The sequence below is a fragment of the Pseudomonas sp. AC193 genome, assembly GCF_979258075.1.
Map to the genome: position 1 here is coordinate 708,233 of NZ_OZ409832.1, position 24,709 is coordinate 732,941.

General features: G+C 59.0%; 21 protein-coding genes and 2 pseudogenes. 16 read left to right on the forward strand and 7 right to left on the reverse strand.

The features are described from left to right. Window positions 1-58 precede the first annotated feature (58 nt). From ACZZ0D_RS03335 to gap, 3 genes are all read right to left on the reverse strand, one after another. Entirely contained in the window at window positions 59-1,024 is a 966-nt protein-coding gene (locus ACZZ0D_RS03335) for a FecR family protein (RefSeq protein ID WP_463552452.1), read from the reverse strand. Between the two features lie 107 nt (window positions 1,025-1,131). Continuing rightward, window positions 1,132-1,659: an RNA polymerase sigma factor gene (locus ACZZ0D_RS03340; RefSeq protein WP_053123030.1), complete on the reverse strand. Its 528-nt coding sequence runs from the start codon at window positions 1,657-1,659 to the stop codon at window positions 1,132-1,134. Between the two features lie 189 nt (window positions 1,660-1,848). Next, window positions 1,849-2,850 (reverse strand): type I glyceraldehyde-3-phosphate dehydrogenase, encoded by a 1,002-nt coding sequence (gene gap / locus ACZZ0D_RS03345; protein ID WP_053123028.1) that lies wholly within the window; start codon window positions 2,848-2,850, stop codon window positions 1,849-1,851. Window positions 2,851-3,070: 220 nt separating this feature from the next. Here gap and edd point away from each other — a divergent pair, with 220 nt between their 5' ends. The 11 genes and pseudogenes from edd (at window position 3,071) to ACZZ0D_RS03400 (ending at window position 16,883) form a co-directional block, all read left to right on the forward strand. After that, window positions 3,071-4,897 (forward strand): phosphogluconate dehydratase, encoded by a 1,827-nt coding sequence (gene edd / locus ACZZ0D_RS03350; RefSeq protein WP_463552453.1) that lies wholly within the window; start codon window positions 3,071-3,073, stop codon window positions 4,895-4,897. Next, window positions 4,894-5,853: a glucokinase gene (locus ACZZ0D_RS03355; RefSeq protein WP_463552454.1), complete on the forward strand. Its 960-nt coding sequence runs from the start codon at window positions 4,894-4,896 to the stop codon at window positions 5,851-5,853. Before edd ends, ACZZ0D_RS03355 begins: the two co-directional genes overlap by 4 nt. Window positions 5,854-6,032: 179 nt before the next feature. Continuing rightward, entirely contained in the window at window positions 6,033-6,764 is a 732-nt protein-coding gene (locus ACZZ0D_RS03360; RefSeq protein WP_008082801.1) for a response regulator, read from the forward strand. Further along, entirely contained in the window at window positions 6,754-8,223 is a 1,470-nt protein-coding gene (locus ACZZ0D_RS03365; protein WP_053123022.1) for an ATP-binding protein, read from the forward strand. Before ACZZ0D_RS03360 ends, ACZZ0D_RS03365 begins: the two co-directional genes overlap by 11 nt. A gap of 188 nt (window positions 8,224-8,411) precedes the next feature. Beyond that, complete coding sequence (locus ACZZ0D_RS03370; RefSeq protein WP_463552455.1) at window positions 8,412-9,671, forward strand: D-mannose isomerase; 1,260 nt, start codon at window positions 8,412-8,414, stop codon at window positions 9,669-9,671. Window positions 9,672-9,789: 118 nt separating this feature from the next. After that, window positions 9,790-11,092, forward strand: a pseudogene (locus ACZZ0D_RS03375) (ABC transporter substrate-binding protein). A 150-nt stretch (window positions 11,093-11,242) separates the two neighbouring features. Continuing rightward, window positions 11,243-12,151, forward strand: a complete 909-nt coding sequence (locus tag ACZZ0D_RS03380; protein ID WP_463552456.1) for a carbohydrate ABC transporter permease — start codon at window positions 11,243-11,245, stop codon at window positions 12,149-12,151. Continuing rightward, on the forward strand, window positions 12,144-12,989 hold the full coding sequence (locus ACZZ0D_RS03385) for a carbohydrate ABC transporter permease (RefSeq protein WP_007917872.1): 846 nt from the start codon (window positions 12,144-12,146) through the stop codon (window positions 12,987-12,989). Before ACZZ0D_RS03380 ends, ACZZ0D_RS03385 begins: the two co-directional genes overlap by 8 nt. A 2-nt stretch (window positions 12,990-12,991) precedes the next feature. Then, window positions 12,992-14,153: pseudogene (locus tag ACZZ0D_RS03390) on the forward strand (ABC transporter ATP-binding protein). 228 nt (window positions 14,154-14,381) lie between these two features. Next, complete coding sequence (locus ACZZ0D_RS03395; RefSeq protein WP_463552457.1) at window positions 14,382-15,731, forward strand: carbohydrate porin; 1,350 nt, start codon at window positions 14,382-14,384, stop codon at window positions 15,729-15,731. Window positions 15,732-16,028: 297 nt separating this feature from the next. Then, complete coding sequence (locus ACZZ0D_RS03400; protein ID WP_463552458.1) at window positions 16,029-16,883, forward strand: D-hexose-6-phosphate mutarotase; 855 nt, start codon at window positions 16,029-16,031, stop codon at window positions 16,881-16,883. Window positions 16,884-17,006: 123 nt separating this feature from the next. Here ACZZ0D_RS03400 and ACZZ0D_RS03405 read toward each other — a convergent pair whose 3' ends face one another. Beyond that, window positions 17,007-17,867: a MurR/RpiR family transcriptional regulator gene (locus tag ACZZ0D_RS03405; RefSeq protein ID WP_171057240.1), complete on the reverse strand. Its 861-nt coding sequence runs from the start codon at window positions 17,865-17,867 to the stop codon at window positions 17,007-17,009. Between the two features lie 227 nt (window positions 17,868-18,094). Between ACZZ0D_RS03405 and zwf the strand changes: the two genes are divergently transcribed. The 4 genes from zwf to ACZZ0D_RS03425 all read left to right on the forward strand — a co-directional run bounded on the left by zwf (window position 18,095) and on the right by ACZZ0D_RS03425 (window position 21,974). Further along, window positions 18,095-19,561, forward strand: coding sequence for a glucose-6-phosphate dehydrogenase (zwf, locus tag ACZZ0D_RS03410; RefSeq protein ID WP_053123011.1), 1,467 nt, complete (start codon window positions 18,095-18,097; stop codon window positions 19,559-19,561). Beyond that, window positions 19,548-20,261 (forward strand): 6-phosphogluconolactonase, encoded by a 714-nt coding sequence (gene pgl, locus ACZZ0D_RS03415; RefSeq protein WP_159812809.1) that lies wholly within the window; start codon window positions 19,548-19,550, stop codon window positions 20,259-20,261. The genes zwf and pgl overlap by 14 nt, the downstream gene beginning before the upstream one ends. Window positions 20,262-20,278: 17 nt before the next feature. Next, on the forward strand, window positions 20,279-20,944 hold the full coding sequence (locus ACZZ0D_RS03420) for a bifunctional 4-hydroxy-2-oxoglutarate aldolase/2-dehydro-3-deoxy-phosphogluconate aldolase (protein WP_008082815.1): 666 nt from the start codon (window positions 20,279-20,281) through the stop codon (window positions 20,942-20,944). Between the two features lie 304 nt (window positions 20,945-21,248). Further along, the gene (locus ACZZ0D_RS03425) at window positions 21,249-21,974 is read left to right on the forward strand and encodes an intradiol ring-cleavage dioxygenase (RefSeq protein ID WP_463552459.1); all 726 of its coding nucleotides are present in this window, start codon (window positions 21,249-21,251) and stop codon (window positions 21,972-21,974) included. A gap of 5 nt (window positions 21,975-21,979) precedes the next feature. Here ACZZ0D_RS03425 and ACZZ0D_RS03430 read toward each other — a convergent pair whose 3' ends face one another. Further along, entirely contained in the window at window positions 21,980-23,161 is a 1,182-nt protein-coding gene (locus ACZZ0D_RS03430) for an aminotransferase class V-fold PLP-dependent enzyme (RefSeq protein ID WP_463552460.1), read from the reverse strand. A 28-nt stretch (window positions 23,162-23,189) separates the two neighbouring features. Further along, on the reverse strand, window positions 23,190-23,426 hold the full coding sequence (locus ACZZ0D_RS03435) for a DUF3820 family protein (RefSeq protein ID WP_003213031.1): 237 nt from the start codon (window positions 23,424-23,426) through the stop codon (window positions 23,190-23,192). Window positions 23,427-23,631: 205 nt separating this feature from the next. Here ACZZ0D_RS03435 and ACZZ0D_RS03440 point away from each other — a divergent pair, with 205 nt between their 5' ends. Next, complete coding sequence (locus ACZZ0D_RS03440) at window positions 23,632-24,099, forward strand: ferritin-like domain-containing protein (protein WP_038369175.1); 468 nt, start codon at window positions 23,632-23,634, stop codon at window positions 24,097-24,099. A gap of 139 nt (window positions 24,100-24,238) precedes the next feature. Here ACZZ0D_RS03440 and ACZZ0D_RS03445 read toward each other — a convergent pair whose 3' ends face one another. Next, window positions 24,239-24,709 (reverse strand): MaoC family dehydratase, encoded by a 471-nt coding sequence (locus tag ACZZ0D_RS03445; RefSeq protein WP_053123003.1) that lies wholly within the window; start codon window positions 24,707-24,709, stop codon window positions 24,239-24,241.

Consider the following 24,709-nt stretch of genomic DNA (forward strand, 5'->3'; position numbering starts at 1 on the left):
TTGCATTGGCTATAACGAGACGAACGGGCTTTAGCTATCGAGTAAAAATAATTCTCATTTAGTTCAAGATCACCAGCGCCGGAAATTCCTGCAAGCGCGCGGAGGTGATGTGGGCGAGAGAGCGCACCACGTCGAGTGGTTGATCGAGGCGATAATTGCCGGTCACGGCGACATCGGCCAACTGCTCGTTGGTGTTGATGATCCAGCCCGGATAGTAGCGGCGCAGCTCGGCCAGCACTTGGTTGAGCGGACAGTTCTCGAACACCAGTCGGCCCTGCACCCAGGCCAGATCGGTCGCAGCATCGAGTTTGGACGGGCGGTCAAAGCCATTAGGGCCGATGCGGATACTTTCCCCGGCCGACAGGCGCACGCGGGCATCGTTGTGGGTCGCGCGCAGATCGACATCGCCACGCTGGACGTTGACCTGCGCGATGCCATCGAGATAACGCACGGCGAATTCGGTGTCGCGCACACTGGCTTTGACCGGGCCGGCATCGATTTCCAAAGGCTGAGTGCGGCTGCCGGCGATCTCGAAATACGCCTCGCCCTGATACAGCCGCGCCACGCGTTGCTGATCATTGATCGTGCTGGAGAAAGCGGAATTGGTGTTGAGAAGGACTTTCGAACCGTCCTCCAGTTGCAGGCGCTGACGCTCACCGACCACCGTCAAGTGATCTGCTTGAATACGCATCGGCAGGTTGCTGAAACTGAACAGACCGAGAATCAGCACCGCTGCGGTGGCCAACGGTTTCCAGTGCGGGCGCAATCGCTTGAGGAAGGTGACCTTGGCCGGTTTCGCCGCGAGGCTTTGCGCGCACTGAATGACTTGCGGGCCATCCCAGATCGCCTGCGCCTTGGCGAACGCTTCGGCGTTCAACGGATCAGCCGCCAGCCAGGCATGGAACTGCCGGGTCTGCTCCTCGTCCGGGCTGCCGAGCACGATGAGCCAGTCCAGCGCCTGGTCCATTGCGTCTGCAGCGTCCCGCGCCGAATCAGGCGAAGGCGAGCGGTGGGTGTCCGTCACGGTGTTTCCTCGGGCTTTTTCAAAGCAAGTTTCGAGTTTCAAGCGACAAGCTGCAAGCTAAAGCTCATTCGGTGTGAACTTTGAGTTTTCAGCTTGCCGCTTGAAGCTTATAACTCGCCGCTGCTGTTATGCCGTTCGGCGACGCCGATGCAAATGGACATGATCAGTTTCAATTCTTTCTGCACGGTACTCAGGGAGACGTTCAGTTCGTCCGCGATTTCCTGGTAGCTGTTGCCGTGCAAACGGCTGAGGATGAAAATCTGCTGCTGACGCGAGCTGAGTTCGCTGAGACTCACATTCAATCGCTCCAGCATTTGTTCGGCGTGGGCGGCGTCTTCGGCGCTGCTGGCGGGGGCGGCGATGCTGTGCACGACGTCTTGCGGCACGTCATCGACCATCGTCCGTGAGTGCAGCTTGCGCGCACGCAAATGATCCAGCGCCAGATTGCGCGCGGTCTGGAAGACAAAGGGCTCGAGGTGATCGATGGCCCGCTCGCTCAACGCCCGCGTCACGCGCAGGTAGGTTTCCTGCAGCAGGTCTTCAGCGGTGCTGTGATTGTTGACCATCCGTTCCAGCGTCCGCAGCAGGGACATACGCTGGGTGAGGAAGACGTGGTTGAAGCGCGATTGACTCACGGGGGAACCTGATCCATTTCGAGCGAATGATAATGCTTATCATCTATGCGAATGGTCAAGTATTGTTTTGTGATCGACACGGATAAATGTAGGAGCTGCCGAAGGCTGCGATCTTTTGATGTTGATCTTAAAAAACAAGATCAAAAGATCGCAGCCTTCGGCAGCTCCTACGGGGAGAGCGAGGCAACCTTACTCGGCGTTACACAGCGCCAGGCAGTTATCCAGCATGCGGTTGGAGAAGCCCCACTCGTTGTCGTACCAGGCCAGCACTTTCAGCAGTTTGCCGCTGGATTTGGTGTGGTTGGCGTCGAAGATCGACGACAGCGGGTTGTGGTTGAAGTCGCTGGAAACCAGCGGCAACGTGTTGTAACCCAAAATCTTCGAATGCTGGCTCGCAGCCTTGAGCAGCGCATTGACCTCATCCGCCGAGGCTTCGCGCTTCAATTGCACGGTCAAATCCACCAGCGACACATTGATCACCGGCACCCGCACGGCCATGCCGGTCAGTTTGCCGGCCAGTTCTGGCAACACCAGGCCGACCGCTTCAGCAGCGCCGGTCTTGCTCGGGATCATGTTCTGCGTGGCCGAACGCGCGCGGTACGGGTCGGTGTGATAGACGTCGGTGAGGTTCTGATCGTTGGTGTAGGCGTGAATGGTGGTCATCAGACCGCTTTCGATGCCCAGCTCACGGTGCAGCACCTGCGCCACTGGCGCCAGACAGTTGGTGGTGCACGAAGCGTTGGAGATGATCTGATGCGATTGGCGCAGAATGTCGTGGTTCACACCATAAACGACGGTGGCGTCGGCGCCTTTGGCCGGGGCCGAGATGATCACTTTGCGCGCGCCGGCAGTAATATGCGCGGCCGCTTTGGCGCGGTCGGTAAAGAGACCGGTGCATTCAAACACCACATCAATCTTTTCCGCGGCCCAGGGCAGGTCGGCCGGGTTGCGAATCGCGCTGACCGCAATGCGGTCGCCGTTGACGGTCAGACTCTCGTTGTCATGCTCGACTTGCGCGTCGAACGTGCCGTGAACGGTGTCGTATTTGAGCAGATGGGCGTTGATCGAGCTGTCGCCCAGATCGTTGATGGCGACGATCTGCAAATCCTGTCGATAGCCTTGGGTATACAGTGCGCGCAGGACATTACGGCCGATGCGGCCAAAACCATTGATTGCGATTCGTAGAGTCATGGAACAGCGCCGCCGTCGTTTTGTTGTTGGAATTACAAGATTATTCGCATAAAAATAGAAAACAAGCCTTTTTAATGGCAATATTTTGTTTTATCTACAACGAGTGACCTGAATCAACTGGTCCGAATGATCAAAAAAACCGTCTGTCATACCAACAACAACGGTGTTTGATCAGCATAGACAATCAGGTCGCCACATCCGTTAGCCTGGAGTTCTACACATGCATCCCCGCGTTCTTGAGGTCACCGAACGGCTTATCGCCCGCAGCCGCGCCACGCGTCAGGCTTACCTTGCACTGATTCGCGGCGCCGCCACTGACGGGCCGATGCGCGGCAAGCTGCAATGCGCCAACTTCGCCCATGGCGTGGCCGGTTGCGGCAGCGAAGACAAGCACAGCCTGCGGATGATGAACTCGGCGAACATCGCCATTGTTTCGTCTTATAACGACATGCTCTCGGCGCACCAGCCATATGAAGTGTTCCCGGAACAGATCAAAAACGCCCTGCGCGAAATCGGCTCGGTCGGCCAGTTCGCCGGCGGTACTCCGGCGATGTGCGACGGCGTGACCCAAGGCGAGCCGGGCATGGAACTGAGCCTGCCGAGCCGCGAAGTGATCGCCATGTCTACAGCGGTAGCGCTGTCGCACAACATGTTCGACGGCGCGCTGATGCTCGGCATCTGCGACAAGATCGTGCCGGGCCTGATGATGGGTTCGCTGCGTTTCGGCCACTTGCCGACGATTTTCGTGCCGGGCGGGCCGATGGTCTCGGGGATTTCCAACAAGGAAAAAGCCGACGTGCGCCAGAAGTACGCCGAAGGCAAAGCGACCCGCGAAGAGCTGCTGGAATCGGAGATGAAGTCCTACCACAGCCCGGGCACCTGCACCTTTTACGGCACCGCCAACACCAACCAGTTGCTGATGGAAGTCATGGGCCTGCACTTGCCGGGCGCCTCATTCGTCAACCCGAACACGCCGCTGCGTGACGCATTGACCCGCGAAGCCGCGCACCAGGTGACGCGCCTGACCAAACAAAACGGCAACTTCATGCCGATCGGCGAAATCGTCGACGAGAAGTCGCTGGTCAACTCGATTGTGGCGCTGCACGCCACCGGCGGTTCGACCAACCACACCCTGCACATGCCGGCCATCGCCATGGCGGCAGGCATTCAACTGACCTGGCAGGACATGGCCGACCTCTCCGAAGTCGTGCCGACCCTGAGCCACGTCTACCCGAACGGCAAAGCCGACATCAACCACTTCCAGGCGGCGGGCGGCATGTCGTTCCTGATCCGCGAACTGCTCGGCGCCGGTCTGTTGCACGAAGACGTCAACACGGTGCTCGGCCACGGCTTGAGCAAGTACACCAAAGAACCGTTCCTCGATAACGGTGAACTGGTCTGGCGTGAAGGCCCGGTCGACAGCCTCGACGAAAACATCCTGCGCCCGGTCGCTCGTGCGTTCTCGCAGGAAGGCGGTTTGCGCGTGATGGAAGGCAACCTCGGGCGCGGTGTGATGAAAGTGTCTGCGGTGGCGCTGGAAAACCAGATCGTCGAAGCACCAGCGATGGTGTTCCAGGATCAACAGGATCTGGCCGACGCGTTCAAGGCCGGTCTGCTGGAAAAAGATTTTGTCGCCGTGATGCGCTTCCAGGGCCCGCGCTCCAACGGCATGCCCGAGTTGCACAAGATGACGCCGTTCCTCGGTGTGCTGCAGGATCGCGGCTTCAAAGTCGCGCTGGTAACTGACGGGCGCATGTCCGGCGCCTCGGGGAAAATCCCGGCGGCGATTCACGTCAGCCCCGAAGCTTATGTCGGCGGCGCTTTGGCACGCGTGCAAGAGGGCGATATCATCCGCGTCGATGGCGTCAAAGGCACTTTGGAACTTAAAGTCGACGCCGCAGAATTTGCAGCGCGCGAACCCGCCAAAGGCCTGTTGGGCAACAACATCGGCAGCGGTCGCGAACTGTTCAGCTTTATGCGCATGGCTTTCAGCTCGGCAGAGCAGGGCGCCAGCGCCTTCACTTCTGCCCTGGAGACGCTTAATTGAAACTGGCTTTGGTCGGTGACATCGGAGGCACCAACGCACGGTTTGCGTTGTGGAAAGATCAGCAACTGCAATCGGTTCAGGTCTTGGCCACCGCCGACCACGCCAGCCCGGAAGAGGCGATCAGCCTCTACCTGAGTGGGCTCGGTCTGGCGCCGGGTTCGATCGGTTCGGTGTGCCTGTCGGTGGCCGGTCCGGTCAGCGGTGATGAATTCAAATTCACCAATAACCACTGGCGCCTGAGCCGCACGGCGTTCTGCAAAACCTTGCAGGTCGAGCAGTTGTTGCTGGTCAACGACTTCTCGGCGATGGCGCTGGGCATGACCCGTTTGCAGCCCGGCGAATTCCGCGTGGTCTGCGAAGGCACGCCGGAACCGTTGCGCCCGGCGGTGGTGATCGGGCCGGGCACTGGTCTTGGCGTCGGCACCTTGCTCGATCTCGGTGAAGGTCGTTTCGCGGCGTTGCCGGGCGAGGGCGGTCACGTTGATCTGCCGCTGAGCAGCCCGCGTGAAACGCAATTGTGGCAGCACATCCATAACGAAATCGGCCATGTCAGTGCCGAGACGGCGTTGAGCGGCGGCGGTTTGCCACGGGTTTACCGGGCGATCTGCGCGGTGGACGGACATGAACCGACACTCGATACGCCGGAAGCGATTACCGCGGCCGGTCTGGCGGGTGATCCGATTGCGCTGGAAGTGCTCGAGCAGTTCTGCTGCTGGCTCGGCCGTGTCGCCGGCAATAACGTGCTGACCACGGGTGGGCGTGGCGGGGTGTTTATCGTTGGCGGTGTGATTCCACGGTTTGCCGATTTCTTCCTCGAAAGCGGTTTTGCCCGCAGCTTTGCGGATAAGGGCTGCATGAGTGATTATTTCAAAGGCATACCGGTGTGGCTGGTGACAGCGCCGTATTCTGGCCTGATGGGCGCGGGTGTGGCCCTCGAGCAATCAATCCCAACCTGAAATACGGTCGAAATTGTGGGAGCGGGCTTGCTCGCGAAAGCGGTCTATCAGAAACATTCAAGGTGCCTGACACACCGCTTTCGCGAGCAAGCCCGCTCCCACAGTGGTTCTGTGGTGTTTGTAAGTTCGATGCTTAAGGCATAATCCGCCCCAATTCCAACAACAAGGATGCCTTCGAAGTGAGCTCAGTCAACAAGTCGATATTGTTGGTCGATGACGACCAGGAAATACGCGAGTTGCTGGAAACCTACCTGACCCGCGCCGGGTTTCAGGTACGTGCCACGGCCGATGGCGCCAGTTTCCGCCAGGCACTCAACGAGGCGCCGAGTGATCTGGTGATCCTCGATGTCATGCTCCCCGACGAAGACGGCTTCAGCCTGTGCCGCTGGGTGCGTCAGCATCCGCGTCAGGCGCAGGTGCCGATCATCATGCTCACCGCCAGTTCCGACGAAGCCGATCGCGTGATCGGACTCGAACTCGGCGCTGACGACTACCTCGGCAAACCCTTCAGCCCGCGCGAACTGCAAGCGCGGATCAAAGCCCTGCTGCGCCGCGCGCAATTCGGTCAGGAACGTAATGGCAGCGAAGTGCTGGCATTTGATGAATGGCGGCTGGACATGGTCAGTCATCGCCTCTTTCACACCGACGGCGAAGAAGTGATTCTCTCCGGCGCCGACTTCGCCCTGCTGAAACTGTTCCTCGATCATCCGCAGGAAATCCTCGACCGCGACACCATCGGCAACGCCACCCGTGGCCGCGACCTGATGCCGCTCGATCGCATCGTCGACATGGCCGTCAGCCGCTTGCGCCAACGCCTGCGCGATACGGAAAAACCGCCGCGACTGATCCGCACCGTGCGCGGCAGCGGTTACCAATTGGCAGCCAATGTGGTTGCCGGCAATGGTCACTGAGTCGCTGCGTAAACTCGCCGCCAAGGTGCCGGTACCGCGCTCGCTGCTCGGGCGGATGTTGCTGCTGACCTTGCTGGCGGTGCTGTTTGCGCAGACGTTGTCCAGCGTGATCTGGGTCTCGCAACTGCGCGCCACCCAGCTCGAAGGCTTGGTCACCAGCGCCCGCAGTCTCGCCCATTCGATGACCGCCAGCGTCAGTTATTTCCGATCGTTGCCGGTGGCTTATCGTCCGTTGGTGCTCGACCAATTGCGCAGCATGGGCGGCACGCGGTTTGTCGTGACGCTCAATGACAAACCGCTGGGCATGGACGTTCTGCCGGTCACCCCGCGTAAAGCGGCGGTGATGAAAGCGGTCGACGAAGTGCTGCGCCAGACCCTCGGTCATGACACCGATATTTCGGTGACCTTCGTCAGTCCCGAGGATCTGCGGATCTTCAATGCCGGGCTGAAACTCGATGAATTGCCACGCTCGTGGGCGCATTACGCGTTGACCCTCGAGCCCGTCAATCCGCCGGTTCTGGTCACGCAAATCCAGATGGCGCCGGGCGAATGGCTGTACATCGCCTCGTTGCTGCCCGAGCCGTACACCAGTCTTGAAGAACAAGGCCTGCCGTCGCAGCAGGTGTGGTTCATCGTCCTCACCAGTGGCTTTCTGTTGTTGTTCATCGGCGTGCTGGTGCACTGGCAGAGCCGTCCGCTCAAGCGTCTGGCGCGTGCGGCGCGGGACATGTCGCTGGGCGCCGACGTTGAGCCGGTGGCCGAGGGCGGCGGCAGTGAGGTGGTGGAAGTGGGGCGCGCGTTCAACAGCATGCGCGAACGCATCAGCCGTTACCTGACCGAACGCAGTCAGTTGTTCAGTGCTATTTCCCATGACTTGCGCACACCGATCACGCGATTGCGTTTGCGCGTGGAGTTGCTTGAAGACGAGCAACTGCAAGCCAAGTTCGGCCGCGATCTCGACGAGTTGGAGTTGCTGGTCAAAGGCGCGCTGCAATGCGTGAAAGACACCGATATCCACGAGAACATCGAACCGGTCGACCTTAACCATGTGCTCGATTGTCTGGTCGAGCCGTATCTGGCGCCAAACGGCAATGGCCGCGTGACCCAACAGGGCCGGGCACTGGCGGCGTATTCGGGCAAGCCGTTGGCGTTGAAACGCTGCATTGGCAACTTGATCGACAACGCGTTGAAGTACGGGCAGAACGCGCATCTGCACATCGATGACGATGACAGCGCGTTTGTCTTGCACGTTGATGATGAAGGCCCTGGCGTGCCGGAGCAGCGGCTGGAGCAGGTGTTCGAGCCGCACTTCAGATTGGCGGGGCAGCAGCAGGGATATGGCTTGGGATTGGGCATTGCGCGCAACATCGCCCACAGTCATGGCGGCGAAGTGACGTTGCAGAATTTGCGTGAGGGTGGGTTGCGGGTGACCCTGCAATTGCCGCGTTCCGCGGACTGAAGATCAAAAGATCGCAGCCTTCGGCAGCTCCTACACTGATCCCTGTAGGAGCTGCCGAAGGCTGCGATCTTTTGACTTTGCTCTTTCCAATGTCACTGGCTGGTGACAAAACCCGCCCCCTTCGTTACAAGCCCGCCCCGGCCTGTTGTTTAGACTCCCCGCAGTCATAACAACAAAAAAGGCCACCCATGGATCGCTTCCAACCCGGCTTCAGCAGTTGGCTGAATGCCCCTGCCCACCAGCAATGGCTCGCCGCTGAAGGCCTGCGTCTGCTGGATTTCGCCAAGGCTGCAAAACTCCCGCAAGGTTTCGGCAACCTCGACGAACGCGGCCGTCTACCAGCGAACGCGCAAGCCGAAACCATGAACACCGCGCGCATGACCCACAGCTTCGCCATGGCCCATATTCAGGGCTTGCCGGGTTTCGCTGAACTGGTCGATCACGGCATCGCCGCACTGCGCGGGCCGTTGCGTGATGGGTTGCACGGTGGCTGGTTTGCCGTCGCCGAACACCGCGACGACAACACCGGCAAAAACGCCTATCTGCATGCCTTCGTCGCGCTGGCCGCCAGCTCTGCTGTGGCCGCAAAACGCCCTGGCGCGCAAGCGTTGCTGGATGATGCGATCGACATCATCGACACCTATTTCTGGAGCGAAGAAGAGGGCGCCATGCGCGAATTCTTCAATCGCGACTGGAGCGAAGAAGAAGCCTATCGCGGCGCCAACAGCAACATGCACGCGACCGAAGCGTTCCTCGCGCTGGCCGATGTCACCGAAGACCCGCGCTGGCTGGTACGTGCGCAACGCATCGTCGAGCGGGTGATCCACGCTCACGCTGCCGGCAACGGTTACATGGTCATCGAACACTTCGATCGCGACTGGCAACCGCTGCGTGAATACAACCACGACAATCCGGCTGACGGTTTCCGCCCCTACGGCACCACGCCGGGCCACGGTTTCGAGTGGGCGCGGCTGTTGCTGCACCTCGAAGCGGCGCGGGTGCAGGCCGGCATGCTCACGCCCGGTTGGCTGGCGACCGATGCGCAGAAACTTTTCGAGAACAATTGCCGCAACGGCTGGAACGTCGATGGTTTGCCGGGCATCGTTTATACCCTCGACTGGAACAACAAAGCCGTCGTCCGTCATCGCTTGCACTGGACGCACGCCGAAGCCAGCGCCGCCGCCAGCGCCTTGCTCAAACGCACCGGTGATGAGCAATACGAAACCTGGTACCGGCTGTTCTGGGAATTCTGCGAAACGCATTTCATCGATCGTTGTGACGGTAGTTGGCATCACGAACTCAATCCGCAAAACCTCCCAAGTGCCGATATCTGGGCGGGAAAACCCGACCTGTATCACGCCTGGCAAGCCGTGCTGATCCCTCGTCTACCCTTGTCACCGAGCATGGCGACTGCTTTGGCGCAGTTGTCTCAAGAGATTCCTGTGTAACCATGCGGTGACATTCGCGCGTCCCTTCGTTACCTGCAAAGTGAAACGTCCTGTTTAAACTCCTGTGCAGCGCAAGCACCAGACTTGCATGCATAACAACAAGAAAGGTACATCTCAGATGAATGCGATTTCTCGCCTCGCTACTGTCATTTCTGTCGCCTCCCTGTTCCCGCTCGCAATTCTGCCTCTCAGTGTTTCTGCTGCCGAATCCAAAGGTTCGGTCGAAGTCGTGCACTGGTGGACGTCCGGTGGCGAAAAAGCCGCTGTTGATGTGCTCAAGGCTCAAGTCGAAAAAGACGGTTTCACCTGGAAAGACGGCGCTGTCGCCGGTGGTGGCGGTGCCACTGCCATGACCGTGCTGAAAAGCCGTGCAGTCGCCGGCAACCCGCCTGGCGTTGCTCAGATCAAAGGCCCGGACATCCAGGAATGGGCATCGACCGGCCTGCTCGACACCGACGTGTTGAAAGACGTCGCCAAGTCGGAAAAGTGGGACAGCCTGCTCGACAAGAAAGTCTCCGATACCGTGAAGTACGACGGTGATTACGTGGCCGTACCGGTGAACATTCACCGTGTGAACTGGCTGTGGATCAATCCGGAAGTGTTCAAGAAGGCCGGGATCACCAAGAACCCGACCACCCTCGAAGAATTCTACGCCGCTGGCGATAAGCTGAAGGCTGCGGGCTTCATCCCGCTGGCTCACGGCGGTCAGCCTTGGCAGGACAGCACCGTGTTCGAAGCCGTGGTGCTGTCGGTCATGGGTGTTGATGGTTACAAGAAAGCCCTGGTTGATCTGGACAACGGCGCGCTGACCGGTCCAGGAGATGGTCAAGGCACTGACCGAGCTGAAGAAAGTCGCGACCTACATGGACGTCGACGGCAAAGGTCAGGACTGGAACCTGGAAGCGGCCAAAGTCATCAACGGCAAGGCCGGCATGCAGATCATGGGTGACTGGGCCAAGTCCGAATGGACTGCCGCCAAGAAAATCGCCGGCAAGGATTACGAGTGCGTAGCCTTCCCGGGCACCGACAAAGCGTTCACCTACAACATCGACTCGCTGGCTGTGTTCAAGCAGAAAGACGCAGGCACTGCGGCCGGTCAGAAAGACATTGCCAAAGTCGTGTTGGGTGAAAACTTCCAGAAAGTCTTCAGCATCAACAAAGGCTCGATCCCGGTTCGCAACGACATGTTGAACAACATGGAAGCGCTGGGCTTCGATTCCTGCGCACAGACCGCTGCGAAGGACTTCCTGGCTGACGCCAAATCCGGCGGCCTGCAACCAAGCATGGCGCACAACATGGCGACCACGCTGGCCGTGCAAGGCGCGTTCTTTGATGTCGTGACCAACTACATCAACGACCCGAAAGCCGACCCGGCCGACACCGCCAAGAAACTCGGCGCAGCGATCAAGTCCGCCAAGTAATGCTTGGCCCCTGTAGGAGTGAGCCTGCTCGCGATAGCAGTTGGTCAGGTAACAGATTTATCAACTGACTCACCGCAATCGCGAGCAGGCTCACTCCTACAAGGGGGCGAGTTGCCCAAGTAGTCCTTTTCTCTTGTACTGGATTTCCCCATGAGTTCTGTTGCTGTGTTCAGCAAGGCCTCGCCGTTCGATGCATTGCAGCGCTGGCTACCCAAACTGGTGCTGGCGCCGAGCATGTTCATCGTTCTGGTGGGCTTCTATGGCTACATCCTGTGGACGTTCGTGCTGTCGTTCACCACCTCGACCTTCCTACCCAACTACAAGTGGGCCGGTCTGGCGCAATACGCGCGGTTGTTCGATAACGATCGCTGGTGGGTCGCGAGCAAAAACCTCGCGGTGTTCGGCGGCATGTTTATCGGTATCACTCTGGTGATCGGTGTGTTGCTGGCGGTGTTCCTCGACCAGCGCATCCGTCGCGAAGGCTTTATCCGCACCATTTACCTGTACCCGATGGCGCTCTCGATGATCGTCACCGGTACCGCGTGGAAATGGCTGCTCAACCCGGGCATGGGCCTGGACAAATTGTTGCGTGACTGGGGCTGGGAAGGCTTCCGTCTCGACTGGCTGATCGACCCTGATCGCGTGGTGTATTGCCTGGTGATCGCTGCTGTCTGGCAAGCCTCGGGCTTCATCATGGCGATGTTTCTCGCCGGCCTGCGTGGCGTTGATCAATCGATCATCCGTGCCGCCCAGATCGATGGCGCGAGCATGCCGATGATCTACTGGAAAGTCGTGCTGCCAAGCCTGCGTCCGGTGTTCTTCAGTGCCGTGATGATTCTGGCGCACATCGCGATCAAGAGCTTCGACCTGGTCGCGGCGATGACCGCCGGTGGTCCGGGTTACTCCTCCGACCTGCCCGCGATGTTCATGTATTCCTTCACCTTCAGTCGCGGCCAGATGGGCATGGGCTCGGCCAGTGCGATTCTGATGCTCGGTGCGATCCTCGCGATCATCGTGCCTTACCTGTATTCCGAGCTGATGACCAAGCGCAATGACTAGTCTCGCTGCCAAACCTGCTATCAGCCTGAGTCGCATCGCGATTTATGCGGTGCTGATACTCGCTGTCCTGCTTTATCTGGTGCCGCTGGTGGTCATGTTGCTGACCAGCTTCAAGACCCCGGAAGACATCAGCACCGGCAACCTGTTGAGCTGGCCGACCGTGGTCAGCGGCATCGGCTGGGTCAAGGCCTGGGCCACGGTTGACGGTTACTTCTGGAACTCGATCAAGATCACCGTTCCGGCCGTGATCATCTCCACCGCCATCGGTGCGTTGAACGGTTATGTGCTGTCGTTCTGGCGCTTCCGTGGTTCGCAGTTGTTCTTCGGTCTGCTGTTGTTCGGTTGCTTCCTGCCGTTCCAGACCGTGCTGCTGCCGGCCTCGTTCACCCTCGGCAAAATGGGCCTGGCGAGCACCACCACCGGCCTGGTGTTTATCCACGTGGTTTACGGTCTGGCGTTTACTACGCTGTTCTTCCGTAACTACTACGTGAGCATTCCGGATGCGCTGGTGAAAGCCGCACGTCTGGATGGCGCGGGTTTCTTCACGATTTTCCGCCGCATCATTCTGCCGATGTCGACGCCGATCATCATGGTCTGCCTGATCTGGCAATTCACCCAGATCTGGAACGACTTCCTGTTCGGTGTGGTGTTCTCCAGCGGTGATTCGCAACCGATCACGGTGGCGCTGAACAACCTGGTCAACACCAGCACCGGTGCCAAGGAATACAACGTTGATATGGCAGCGGCGATGATCGCCGGCCTGCCGACCCTGCTGGTCTATGTGGTCGCAGGCAAGTATTTCGTGCGCGGGCTGACGGCCGGCGCAGTCAAGGGGTAATCATGGCAACGCTCGAACTTCGCAACGTAAACAAGACCTACGGTGCCGGCCTGCCGGACACCTTGAAGAACATCGAACTGTCGATCAAGGAAGGCGAATTCCTGATCCTCGTCGGCCCGTCGGGCTGCGGCAAATCGACGTTGATGAACTGCATCGCCGGTCTCGAAACCATCACCGGCGGCGCGATCATGATCGGTGATCAAGACGTCAGCGGCATGAGCCCGAAGGATCGTGACATCGCCATGGTGTTCCAGTCCTACGCGCTGTACCCGACCATGAGCGTGCGCGAGAACATCGAATTCGGCCTGAAAATTCGCAAGATGCCGCAGGCGGCGATTGATGAAGAAGTCGCGCGTGTGGCCAAGCTGCTGCAGATCGAACATTTGCTGAACCGTAAACCGGGTCAGCTCTCCGGTGGTCAGCAACAGCGTGTGGCGATGGGCCGTGCACTGGCGCGTCGTCCGAAGATTTATCTGTTCGACGAACCGTTGTCCAACCTCGACGCCAAACTGCGCGTCGAGATGCGCACCGAAATGAAACTGATGCACCAGCGCCTGAAAACCACCACGGTCTACGTGACCCACGACCAGATCGAAGCAATGACCCTGGGCGACAAAGTGGCGGTGATGAAGGACGGCATCATTCAGCAGTTCGGCACGCCAAAAGAGATCTACAACGATCCGGCCAACCTGTTCGTGGCGAGCTTCATCGGTTCGCCGCCGATGAACTTCATTCCGCTGCGCCTGCAACGCAAGGACGGTCGTCTGCTGGCGCTGCTCGACAGCGGCCAGGCCCGTTGCGAGTTGCCGATGAGCATGCAGGATGCTGGTCTTGAAGATCGCGAAGTGATCCTCGGCCTGCGCCCGGAGCAGATCGTTCTGTCGAACGGCGAAGGCAATGGCCTGCCAAGCATTCGTGCCGAAGTGCAGGTCACCGAACCGACCGGTCCAGGACACGCTGGTGTTCGTCAATTTGAATGAAACCAAAGTCTGCTGCCGTCTGGCGCCGGACGTGGCACCGCAGGTGGGCGAAAGCCTGACGCTGCAATTCGATCCGTCGAAAGTGTTGTTGTTCGATGCCAACACCGGCGAGCGCCTCGGCACTGCCGGCCAACCACAGACCGATGCGCGGTCTGCGAACGTGGCCCAATTCAAAGGCCGCTGAAATTTGATGTAGGAGAGGGCTTTTGTGGCGAGGGGATTTATCCCCGTTGGGTCGCGCAGCGGCCCCATAAAAGCGGGGTCTGCTACGCAGCCCAACGGGGATGAATCCCCTCGCCACAGGGTTCACTCCAACAAAGGAGCACGCGGCGGATTGCCTGTAATCCATCGCAATTTAAGTAAACCGCGTTAGATAAAAACAGTTAATAACAATAAAGACGAGGATGTAGGGATGAAAAAGAAACACGTCAATGCCCGGTTGATCTGCCAAGTATCAGCTGCGGCGGCATTGGTGCTGGCCGGTAACGCCATGGCGGCGGATGCCTTCAGCTCCGATTCGAAATGGATGACGGGCGACTGGGGTGGCGAGCGTACCAAGCTGATCGAGCAGGGTATCGACATCAAGGCCGACTACGTTGGGGAAGTCGGTGGCAACCTGAACGGTGGCTACAACGACGACAAGACTGCGCGTTACGCTGACCAGTTCGGTCTGGGCGTGGCACTCGATCTGCAAAAGCTGTGGGGCTGGGACAACACTCAGGCCAAGATCCAGCTGACCAACCGTAACGGTTACAACATCTCCAACGACCGCGTTGGCGATCCGCGTGCCGGCACCCTGAGCTCCTCGCAGGAAGTTTACGGTCGTGGCCACATGGTGCGTCTGACTCAGTTGTGGATTCAGCACCAGTTCTTCGACAACAAACTCGACGTCAAGGCCGGTTACTTCGGTGAAGGCGAAGACTTCAACACCTTCCCGTGCGACTTCCAGAACCTGGCGTTCTGCGGTTCCCAAGTGGGTAACTGGGCCACCAACATCTGGTACAACTGGCCCGTCAGCCAGGCCGCGATCCGCGTGAAGTACAACATCAACGACGAGCTCTACGCGCAAATCGGTGCTTACAACCAGAACCCGTCGCAGCTGGAACACGGCAACGGCTTCAAACTCAGCGGCAGTGGTACCAAAGGTACTGTGTTGCCGGTTGAATTGGTCTGGTCGCCGAAGGTCAACAGCCTGCCGGGCGAATACCGCGTCGGTTACTACAAGAGCACGGCCGATGCCGACGACGTTCGTGAAGACGTCAACGGTTTCGACGCGGCTACCACGGGCGACGCTTACAAAACCCACAGCAGCAAAAGCGGCTACTGGTTTGTGGCGCAACAGCAACTCACCAGCCACAACGGTGATGCTTCTCGCGGTCTGAACATCGCGGCCAACGCCACGTTCCACGACAAAGACACCAACTTCATCGACAACTACCAGTCGGTGATGTTTGTCTACAAAGGCCCGTTCGACGCACGTCCGAAGGATGACGTCGGTATCGGTGCGGCACGTATCCACGTCAACGATGACGTGAAGAAAAACGCCGAGCTGCTGAACGTTTCCAACGGTGTGTCGGATTACGACAATCCGGTGTTCTCGCCGATTCGTGAAACCGAATACAACTACGAAATCAACTACGGCTTCCACGTAACAAACTGGCTGACCGTACGTCCTAACCTGCAGTACATCACTCATCCGGGCGGTGTGGATGAAGTGGACAACGCTTTGGTCGCTGGCCTGAAAATTCAGTCTACGTTCTAACGCGTCTGCGATAAGCTCCTCTCTATGTGCGCATATTTGCGGACAGCCAAGGCTGTCCGCTTTTTTTTGTGACACAGGTAAACAATGTTTGTGTCGTACAAATTTGTGGTGAGGAGATTTATCCCCGATGGGCTGCGAAGCGGCCCCAAATCCGATAAGCACAATCTGGCTGATACACCTCGGTGAATGGTTTTAGGGCCGCTTCGCGACCCATCGGGGATAAATCCCCTCGCCACAAAGTGCTGTGCAAGGCTTTTGGATTGATAAGTACTCCCATGATTTTCAGGACCGTGGCCCATGCATGAGCATCCGCTACAACGCTTCTACAAATCCCTGCGCGAACAGCCGATATTCGCCTGGGAGCGCTATCAGATGCGCGACGTGTTGGTGATCGATCACCCGCTGTGTCAGGCGGTGTTCAGTCGTCAGGGCGCGCAGTTGCTGCACTTTCAGCCGCGCGGGCAGAAACCGTGGTTGTGGTGTGCGGCAAAGTGGCCGCATGTCGGGGCGATCCGTGGCGGTGTGCCGGTTTGCTGGCCGTGGTATGGCCGTCATCCGAGCGAGAACGCATGGCCGTCGCATGGCTGGGCGCGTTTGCTCGACTGGAAATTACTCGACAGCAGCACCGCCGACGACGGCGTGCGTTTGCACTGGCAATTGCAACTGTGCGACTGGCAGGTTGATCTGCACGCGCACCTTGGCGAACGCATGGATCTGCGCCTGAGCACCGAGCATCAGGATGATATGCCGTGCCAGTTGAGCCAGGCTTTGCACGCTTACTGGCGTATTGGCGATGTCGGTGAGATAGCGCTGTCTGGACTCGAAGGCGCGCAGGGTTACGATCAGCTAAGCCGTCAGTCTTGCCAGCAGGAAGGCGAGTTGCGCGTGGATGGCGGTTGTCAGCGCGTGTTCCAGCATGACGGCGAATTACAGCTGAAAGATCACGCCTGGCAGCGCGAGTTGTGCATCGATACCGGCGACAGTGCCGACACGGTGGTCTGGCATCCCGGGGCGCGGCCATTATTGGGCGTGACGTGGGATGAGATTTCGGAGTTTGTCTGTGTTGAAGCGGCGGCGGGCGGGACGGACAGCCTGCACCTGGCGCCGGGGGAGAAGGCGCATTTGAGTTTGCAGGCGTGGGCGGCGGCTTGATGATCGTGTGGTGAATCGGCTGGCCCCTTCGCGAGCAAGCCCGCTCCCACAGGGGGAACGCATTCCAAATGTGGGAGCGGGCTTGCTCGCGAAGAGACCGGATCTGTCAGCCAAGATCCCGGATCAGTTGAACTCATCCCCAACCGGATACCGGCTGGCATTCAAGCTCTCTTTGATCTTGCGCAAATGCGGCTGGAAATCCACCCCGCGCCGCAAGGTCATCCCCGTCGCCAACACATCCAGCACGGTCAACTGAATGATCCGCGAAGTCATCGGCATATAGATGTCGGTGTCTTCCGGCAGCGGAATGTTCAGGCTCAACGTACTCGCCTTGGCCAGTGGCGAATTCTCCGCCGTCAAACCCAGCACCGAAGCACCGTTCTCGCGAGCAATGCGCGCCACTTCCACCAGTTCACGGGTGCGCCCGGTGTAGGAAATGATCACGAACAGCTCACCGGTATGCGCCACCGAAGCAATCATCCGCTGCATCAACACATCGGCGTGCGCGGTAACCGCCAGGTTGAAACGGAAAAACTTGTGCTGCGCATCCAGCGCCACCGGTGCCGAAGCGCCGAGACCAAAGAAGTGGATCTGCCGCGCCTGAATCAGCAGGTCGACGGCGCGGCTGATCAGGTTCGGATCCAGCGCCTGACAAGCGCTGTCCAGCGAGGCGATGGCGCTGCCGAAAATCTTTTGCGTGTAGGCCTCGGGATTGTCATCGGCCTCGACCGCGCGGCTGACGTACGCCGCGCCACTGGCCAGGCTCTGCGCCAATTGCAGCTTGAGTTCCGGGTAGCCGCTGACGCCGAACGAACGGCAGAAACGGTTGACCGTCGGTTCGCTCACCGACGCGGCCTGGGCGAGGGCGGCGATGCTGAAGCGGGTGGCCTGCTGTGGGTTGAGCAGGATCACCTCGGCGACTTTGCGTTCGGCCTTGTTCAGGTCTTCAAGGCGACTCTGGATCTGTTCCAGTAAATTTCGCACGCGGTCGCATATGGAATTCCTAATTCACCAGCGCAAAGGTGCGCTGATCTATGCAAATTGGGCCTTTGATGTGGCCCGTCACGGTGGCCTATCCTACTGATGGCTCCGACCGACCACCACTCGGAATCTGTATTTTGCGAAAATGTTGTGGTTATTACTACATTTTCCCTTGAGTGATGCCTTGAAAAAAGGTATTTGTAGCTTAACTTGATAAAAGAACAAACATCATGCCTTCGATTACGGTTGAACCGTGCACCTTTGCCTTGTTCGGCGCTCTCGGCGATCTGGCCCTGCGCAAGCTGTTTCCTGCCCTGTATCACCTCGATGGCGCCGATCTGTTGCACGAGGACACGCGCATCATCGCGTTGGCCCGAGAAGACGGCACCGAGCAGCAGCACCTGGCGTTCATCGCCGCCGAACTGCGTCGCTATGTCGGCAAAGAGCTGGACGAAGCCGTGGCCGAGCGCTTTCTTGCGCGCCTGAGCTACCTGCACGTCGACTTCCTCAAGGCTGAAGACTATGTCGCGCTGGCCGAACAGGCTGGCAGCACGCAGCGCATGATTGCTTACTTCGCCACACCGGCAGCGGTGTACGGCGCGATCTGCGAGAACCTGGCGAGCGTCGGTCTGGCAGAAAACACCCGCGTGGTGCTGGAAAAACCAATCGGCTCCGATCTCGAATCGTCGCGCAAGGTTAACGATGCCGTGGCGCAGTTCTTCCCGGAGAACCGCACCTACCGCATCGATCACTATCTGGGCAAAGAAACCGTTCAGAACCTGATCGCCCTGCGTTTCGCCAACAGCCTGTTCGAAACCCAGTGGAACCAGAATTACATCTCCCACGTGGAAATCACCGTGGCCGAGAAGGTTGGCATCGAAGGCCGCTGGGGCTACTTCGACAAGGCCGGCCAACTGCGCGACATGATCCAGAATCACCTGTTGCAGTTGCTCTGCCTGATCGCCATGGATCCGCCGGCCGACTTGTCCGCCGACAGCATCCGTGACGAAAAAGTAAAAGTGCTCAAGGCGCTGGCGCCGATCAGTCCGGAAGGTCTGACCACGCAAGTAGTGCGCGGCCAGTACATCGCCGGCCACAGCGAAGGCAAATCCGTCCCGGGTTACCTCGAAGAACCAAATTCCAACACCCAGAGTGACACCGAAACCTTCGTCGCTTTGCGTGCCGACATCCGCAACTGGCGCTGGGCCGGCGTGCCGTTCTACCTGCGCACCGGCAAGCGTATGCCGCAGAAGTTGTCGCAGATCGTTATCCACTTCAAGGAACCGTCGCACTACATTTTCGCCCCCGAGCAGCGCTTGCAGATCAGCAACAAACTGATCATCCGCCTGCAACCGGACGAAGGCATTTCCTTGCGCGTGATGACCAAAGAGCAGGGCCTGGACAAAGGCATGCAACTGCGCAGCGGGCCGCTGCAACTGAATTTCTCCGACACCTGGCGTAGCGCGCGGATCCCCGATGCCTACGAGCGGTTGTTGCTGGAAGTGATGAACGGCAATCAGAACCTGTTTGTCCGTAAAGATGAAATCGAAGCCGCGTGGAAATGGTGTGACCAGTTGATCGCCGGTTGGAAAAAATCCGGTGACGCGCCCAAGCCGTACGCGGCCGGGTCGTGGGGGCCGATGAGCTCCATTGCATTGATCACGCGGGACGGGAGGTCGTGGTATGGCGATATCTAATGTGCAACTGCCTGCGGGCGTAAACGCTCACGAATTCAAGAGCCCGGTGCTGTTGGCTGAAGGTCTGGCGCTGAATGTCGCCAAGCAACTGAGCGAGGCCATTGCGGCACGCGGCAACGCGGTGCTGGTGGTGTCGGGCGGTCGGAGCCCGGTGGCGTTTTTCCAGCACCTGGCCAAACAGGAACTGGACTGGTCGAAGGTCATCGTGACCCTCGCCGACGAGCGCTGGGTACCGGTTGAACATGCCGACAGCAATGCCGGTCTGCTCAAGCAATACCTGCTCAAAGGCCCGGCGGCGAAAGCGCAGTTCCTCAGCCTTTATAGCGCTGCGGCGAATGTCGAGCAGGCTGCTGAACAGGCTGATCGATTGCTCGCCGAGCTGCCGCCGATTGACGTGCTGGTGTTGGGCATGGGCGATGACGGTCACACCGCGTCGCTGTTCCCGAACAGTCCGAACCTTGCCGAAGCGCTGCAAGCCGATGGCACCCGCCGTTGCTGGCCGATGCTGGCGCCGAGCGTGCCGCGTCAGCGCCTGACCATGAGCCGTGCGCTGCTGGCTTCGGCGAAACACAAAATTCTGTCGATTTCCGGTCAGTCGAAACTGACCACCCTGAATGCCGCGCTGGCATCCGATGACGTCGCCGCCATGCCGGTGCGCGCGTTTCTGCAACCTACGTTAGAGATTTACTGGTGCCCATGAGCCAAGGAACAGCCGCTATGACAACCCCATCCCCGACCGTTTCCATGGCGGACAAAGTTGCCCTGATCGACAGCCTCTGCGCCAAGGCGCGGATCCTGCCGGTGATCACCATCGCCCGCGAACAGGACGTGCTGCCACTGGCCGACGCCTTGGCCGCCGGTGGTCTGACCGCGCTGGAAGTGACCCTGCGTTCGCAGTTCGGCCTCAAGGCCATTCAGATCCTGCGCGACCAGCGTCCGGAACTGATGACCGGTGCCGGCACCGTGCTCGATCGCAACATGCTCGCGGCGGCCGAAGCTGCCGGCTCGCAATTCATCGTCACCCCAGGCATTACCCGTGACCTGCTGGAAGCCAGCGTCGACAGCCCGATTCCGCTGTTGCCGGGCATCAGCAACGCCTCCGGCATCATGGAAGGCTACGGTCTGGGTTATCGCCGCTTCAAGCTGTTCCCGGCTGAAGTCAGCGGTGGCGTCGCAGCAATCAAAGCCCTCGGTGGCCCGTTCGGCGAAGTGAAATTCTGCCCGACTGGTGGCGTCGGCCCGGCCAATATCAAAAGCTACATGGCGCTGAAAAACGTCATGTGCGTGGGCGGTAGCTGGATGCTTGATCCGGAGTGGATCAAGAACGGCGACTGGGCCCGCATTCAGGAATGCACCGCTGAGGCGTTGGCGCTGCTGGACTGATTGTTACCAAACACTTCGTTGTGTGTTCTACGGCTTTACGGTGCGCTCGGTCGGCGCACCGTTTTTTTTGCCCGCAGAAAAGCCAACATCAAAAGATCGCAGCCTTCGGCAGCTCCTACAGGGCGTTGTTACGGGATGCGATGTAGGAGCTGTCGAGTGCAACGAGGCTGCGATCTTTTGATCTTGCTTTCAAATGGCTACGCCCAAAGATCGCAGCCTGGAGTTACGACGCGATACATAGTTACCGCACACAGGCGATTGCGTGGCGCTAATCTGCGTTCTCTTATGGAAGAGAGAACGCATCATGGATCGAGACGCTGCAACACCCTCACCGAACCCGGTGTATCAACTGGCCCCCGAGCAAATCGCCGGGCCGTATTTTCGCAACCCGCAACTGCTGCGCCGCAACATCAGCGAAGGTGCGGAAGGCTTGCCGCTGCTGTTGCGCCTGACCATCGTTGATGCGATGACGGGCGAACCGGTGAGCGGCGCGCTGGTGGACATCTGGCATTGCAACGCTCGCGGTGCGTATTCGGGCTGGAGCCGGATCAACCCGGATCTCGAAGTCGACGCCGAAGCCATCGGTTCGATCCCGCGCACCGACGATGACACCTACCTGCGCGGCAGTCAGTTCTGTGATCACAAGGGCAGGGCGCGCTTTACCACGATCTATCCGGGGTTCTACGCCGGTCGTGCGTTGCACATCCATGTGGCGGTGCGCATGGTCTCGGGTACCGAGTACCTCGAAGAGCGCAACGTGGCGTGGGTCGGCCAATTGTACTTCCCCGAAGTAGTGTCGCGCTCGGTGCTCAATGCCAAAGCCTATCGCGGTCGCGCCTCAACAGCGTTGAACAATGCTCAGGACAGTTTCTACGCCGACATGGGCGGCGAGGCTTCGACCCTGACCGTTTGGCCGATCGGCCGCGACTCCCACGAGGACGGTTTCTTCGGCCACCTGACCATCGGCATCGACACCTTTGCGATGTCGTCGCAGATCAAACCCGAGGACTTCGACAAATACACCGTCTGAGCGATTCAGCGCAGCTCGTTCAGCGCGCGCGTGAGCAATTGCATCTCGGCGGCGGTGGTGGTCAGCCCCGGCGTAATGCGAATGCACGGCCCGCAGGCAGCGCCGGTGCGCACCACGGTGAACAGGTTGTATTCGTTGAGCAGACGCTCGGCCATCGCCTGTTGATTGTCATGGCGAGTGAAACGCAGCGCAGTGATCCCGCAATACAAGCGTGGATCGTCTGGCGTCATCACTTCGATACCCGGCAACTGGCGCACGGCGCTGACCCACAGGTTGCGCAGGTAATTGATTCGCGCCCCTTTGGCCGCTGCGCCGCCGAGCGAGCGATGCTCTTCGAACACCAGCGGCAAGTTCATCAGCGCCGGAATGTTCGGTGTGCTGTACGAGGTGCGCGAGCGGATATCGTTGACCGGGTAGTGCATCTCGCCCATGTCCGGGTCGATATCGGCCAGCCGCTGCGGAGCGATATAGAGGAAACCGAGAGTCAGCGGTGCGCCGATCCATTTGTGCAGGTTGTACGCGGCGAAGGCGATGCCGAGGGCTTCGAAGTCGAACTCGATCTGGCCGAGGGCATGGGCACCATCAAGGATGATGTCGATCCCATGCTCTTTGGCCAGCGCGGCGATGGCCTGCACCGGCATCACCAGACCGGTGCGATGGGTGACGTGCGTCAGCGCCATCAGTTTCAGTTTCGGGTGACGAATAAAGGTTTCGCGGTAGGTGGCCAGCAGGCTCTCGAAAGTCGCCGGATGCGCGTGGTCAATCTCGATGACTTCGACGCCGCGATGCTTGGCTAGCCAGCGCATGGCACCTTTGACCGTATCGTATTCGAGGTCGCAGATCAGCACCTGATCGCCGGGTTGCAGGCGGTTGTAGTTGCGGATCAGCGATTGCAGGCCTTCAGTGGCATTGCGGGTAAACGCCACACTCTGCGCGCGCACGCCGATCAGCTCGGCCAGTTGTGCGCGGATGTCGAGGTTGTCGTATTGCTCGTAGCGCTGGCGCACATACACCGAATTGCTGGTGTTGATCAGCTCGATGTTGCGCTGGTACTCCTCGATCACCGTGCGCGACATGCGTCCGAAGTAACCGTTCTCCAGATTGATCGGGCCGGGTTGGACGTCATAGCGGCCGACAAACATTTGCCAGAAAGCTTCATCACGGGCGCGCAGGGTGTTATCGGGCATGGCGGCTGGCTCTATAGAGGAGGGCGCTTCAATGGCGCGGGGCGGGTTTGCCATGTTTGGCACGCAGCGGTTCGAGCAGCTCGGACAAACCGTTATGGTCGATCTCCTGCATCAGTGCAAGCAATCCGCCGAGTTCGCCGTGCGGGAAACCTTCACGGGCGAACCAGTTCAAGTAAGGGCCTGGCAGGTCGGCGATGATCCGGCCCTTGTACTTGCCGAAGGGCATTTCTCGGGTGATCAGCAGTTCGAGTTTTTCGGGATTCATCAAAAGGATCGTCTGGCTTCAAATCAGATTGGAAAATACAGGCATTCTGCATGCAGGCCAAATGACAGATCATGCAAATAACCGCAACACAGATAGTTCATTTATCTTTAAGTTGGTGATTTATATGTGTTTTCTATCAGAGTAAAAACTGGCACGCACACTGCAATATCCCTTGCATCTTCCACCGATCGCAAGGAATTGAAAAATGACCGACATGAATAAAGAAGCCATCTCTGTACTCAATGACCTGATTGAAACCAGCAAGGACGGTCAGGAAGGGTTCAAGACTTGCGCTGAAGACATCAAGCACCCAGAACTGAAAACCCTGTTCGTGACCCGCTCCGCCGATTGCGCTACCGCTGCAGCTGAGCTGCAAGCTGAAGTTCGCAAACTGGGCGGCGATCCGGAAACTTCCACCAGCGTCAGCGGTGATCTGCACCGTCGCTGGGTCGACGTTAAAGCGATGTTCACCGGCAAAGACGAAGAGGCTGTGCTGAACGAAGCCGAACGTGGTGAAGACCATGCGCTGAAGGCTTACAAAGAAGCACTGGAAAAAATCAACAAGCACAACCTGGTGGGCATTCGTGACCTGGTTGAACGTCAGTACCACGGCGTACAACGCAACCACGACCAGGTGAAAGCCCTGCGTAACCAGGCTCGCGCACGCTCGTAAGCGTACGCCAGTAACAAAAAACGCCAGCCAGTCTGGCGTTTTTTTATGTTTGTTTTTAAAGCAAAAGATCGCAGCCTGCGGCAGCTCCTACAGGGACGCATTCCAATGTAGGAGCTGCCGAAGGCTGCGATCTTTTAAATCAGCCGATGCTGATGGCCGGCAATGTCGGCAACGTCACCGTCTGCTGCTTACGCGGTGCCAGAATCTCTGCCTCACCATCCACCACCAACTCATCACGCTGGTTAAACACACGAGTAGCAATGCGCACACGAAACTTCGGCAGTTTCTCGAGGATTTCCAGACGCACTGTCAACGTGTCGCCAATCTTCACCGGCTTCTGAAAGCTCATCTGCTGACCGATATAAATAGTGCCCGGCCCAGGCATTTCGCACGCCACGGCAGCGCTGATCAACGCGCCACTGAACATGCCGTGAGCGATGCGCTCCTTGAACATGCTGGCTGCGGCGAACTCGGCGTCCAGGTGTACCGGGTTGTGGTCGCCGGACATCGCGGCGAACAGTTGAATGTCGCGCTCTTCGACGGTCTTGCTGTAGCTGGCGGTCTGGCCGACTTCGAGGGCTTCGTAAGGGATGTTGGTAACCTGGGTCAT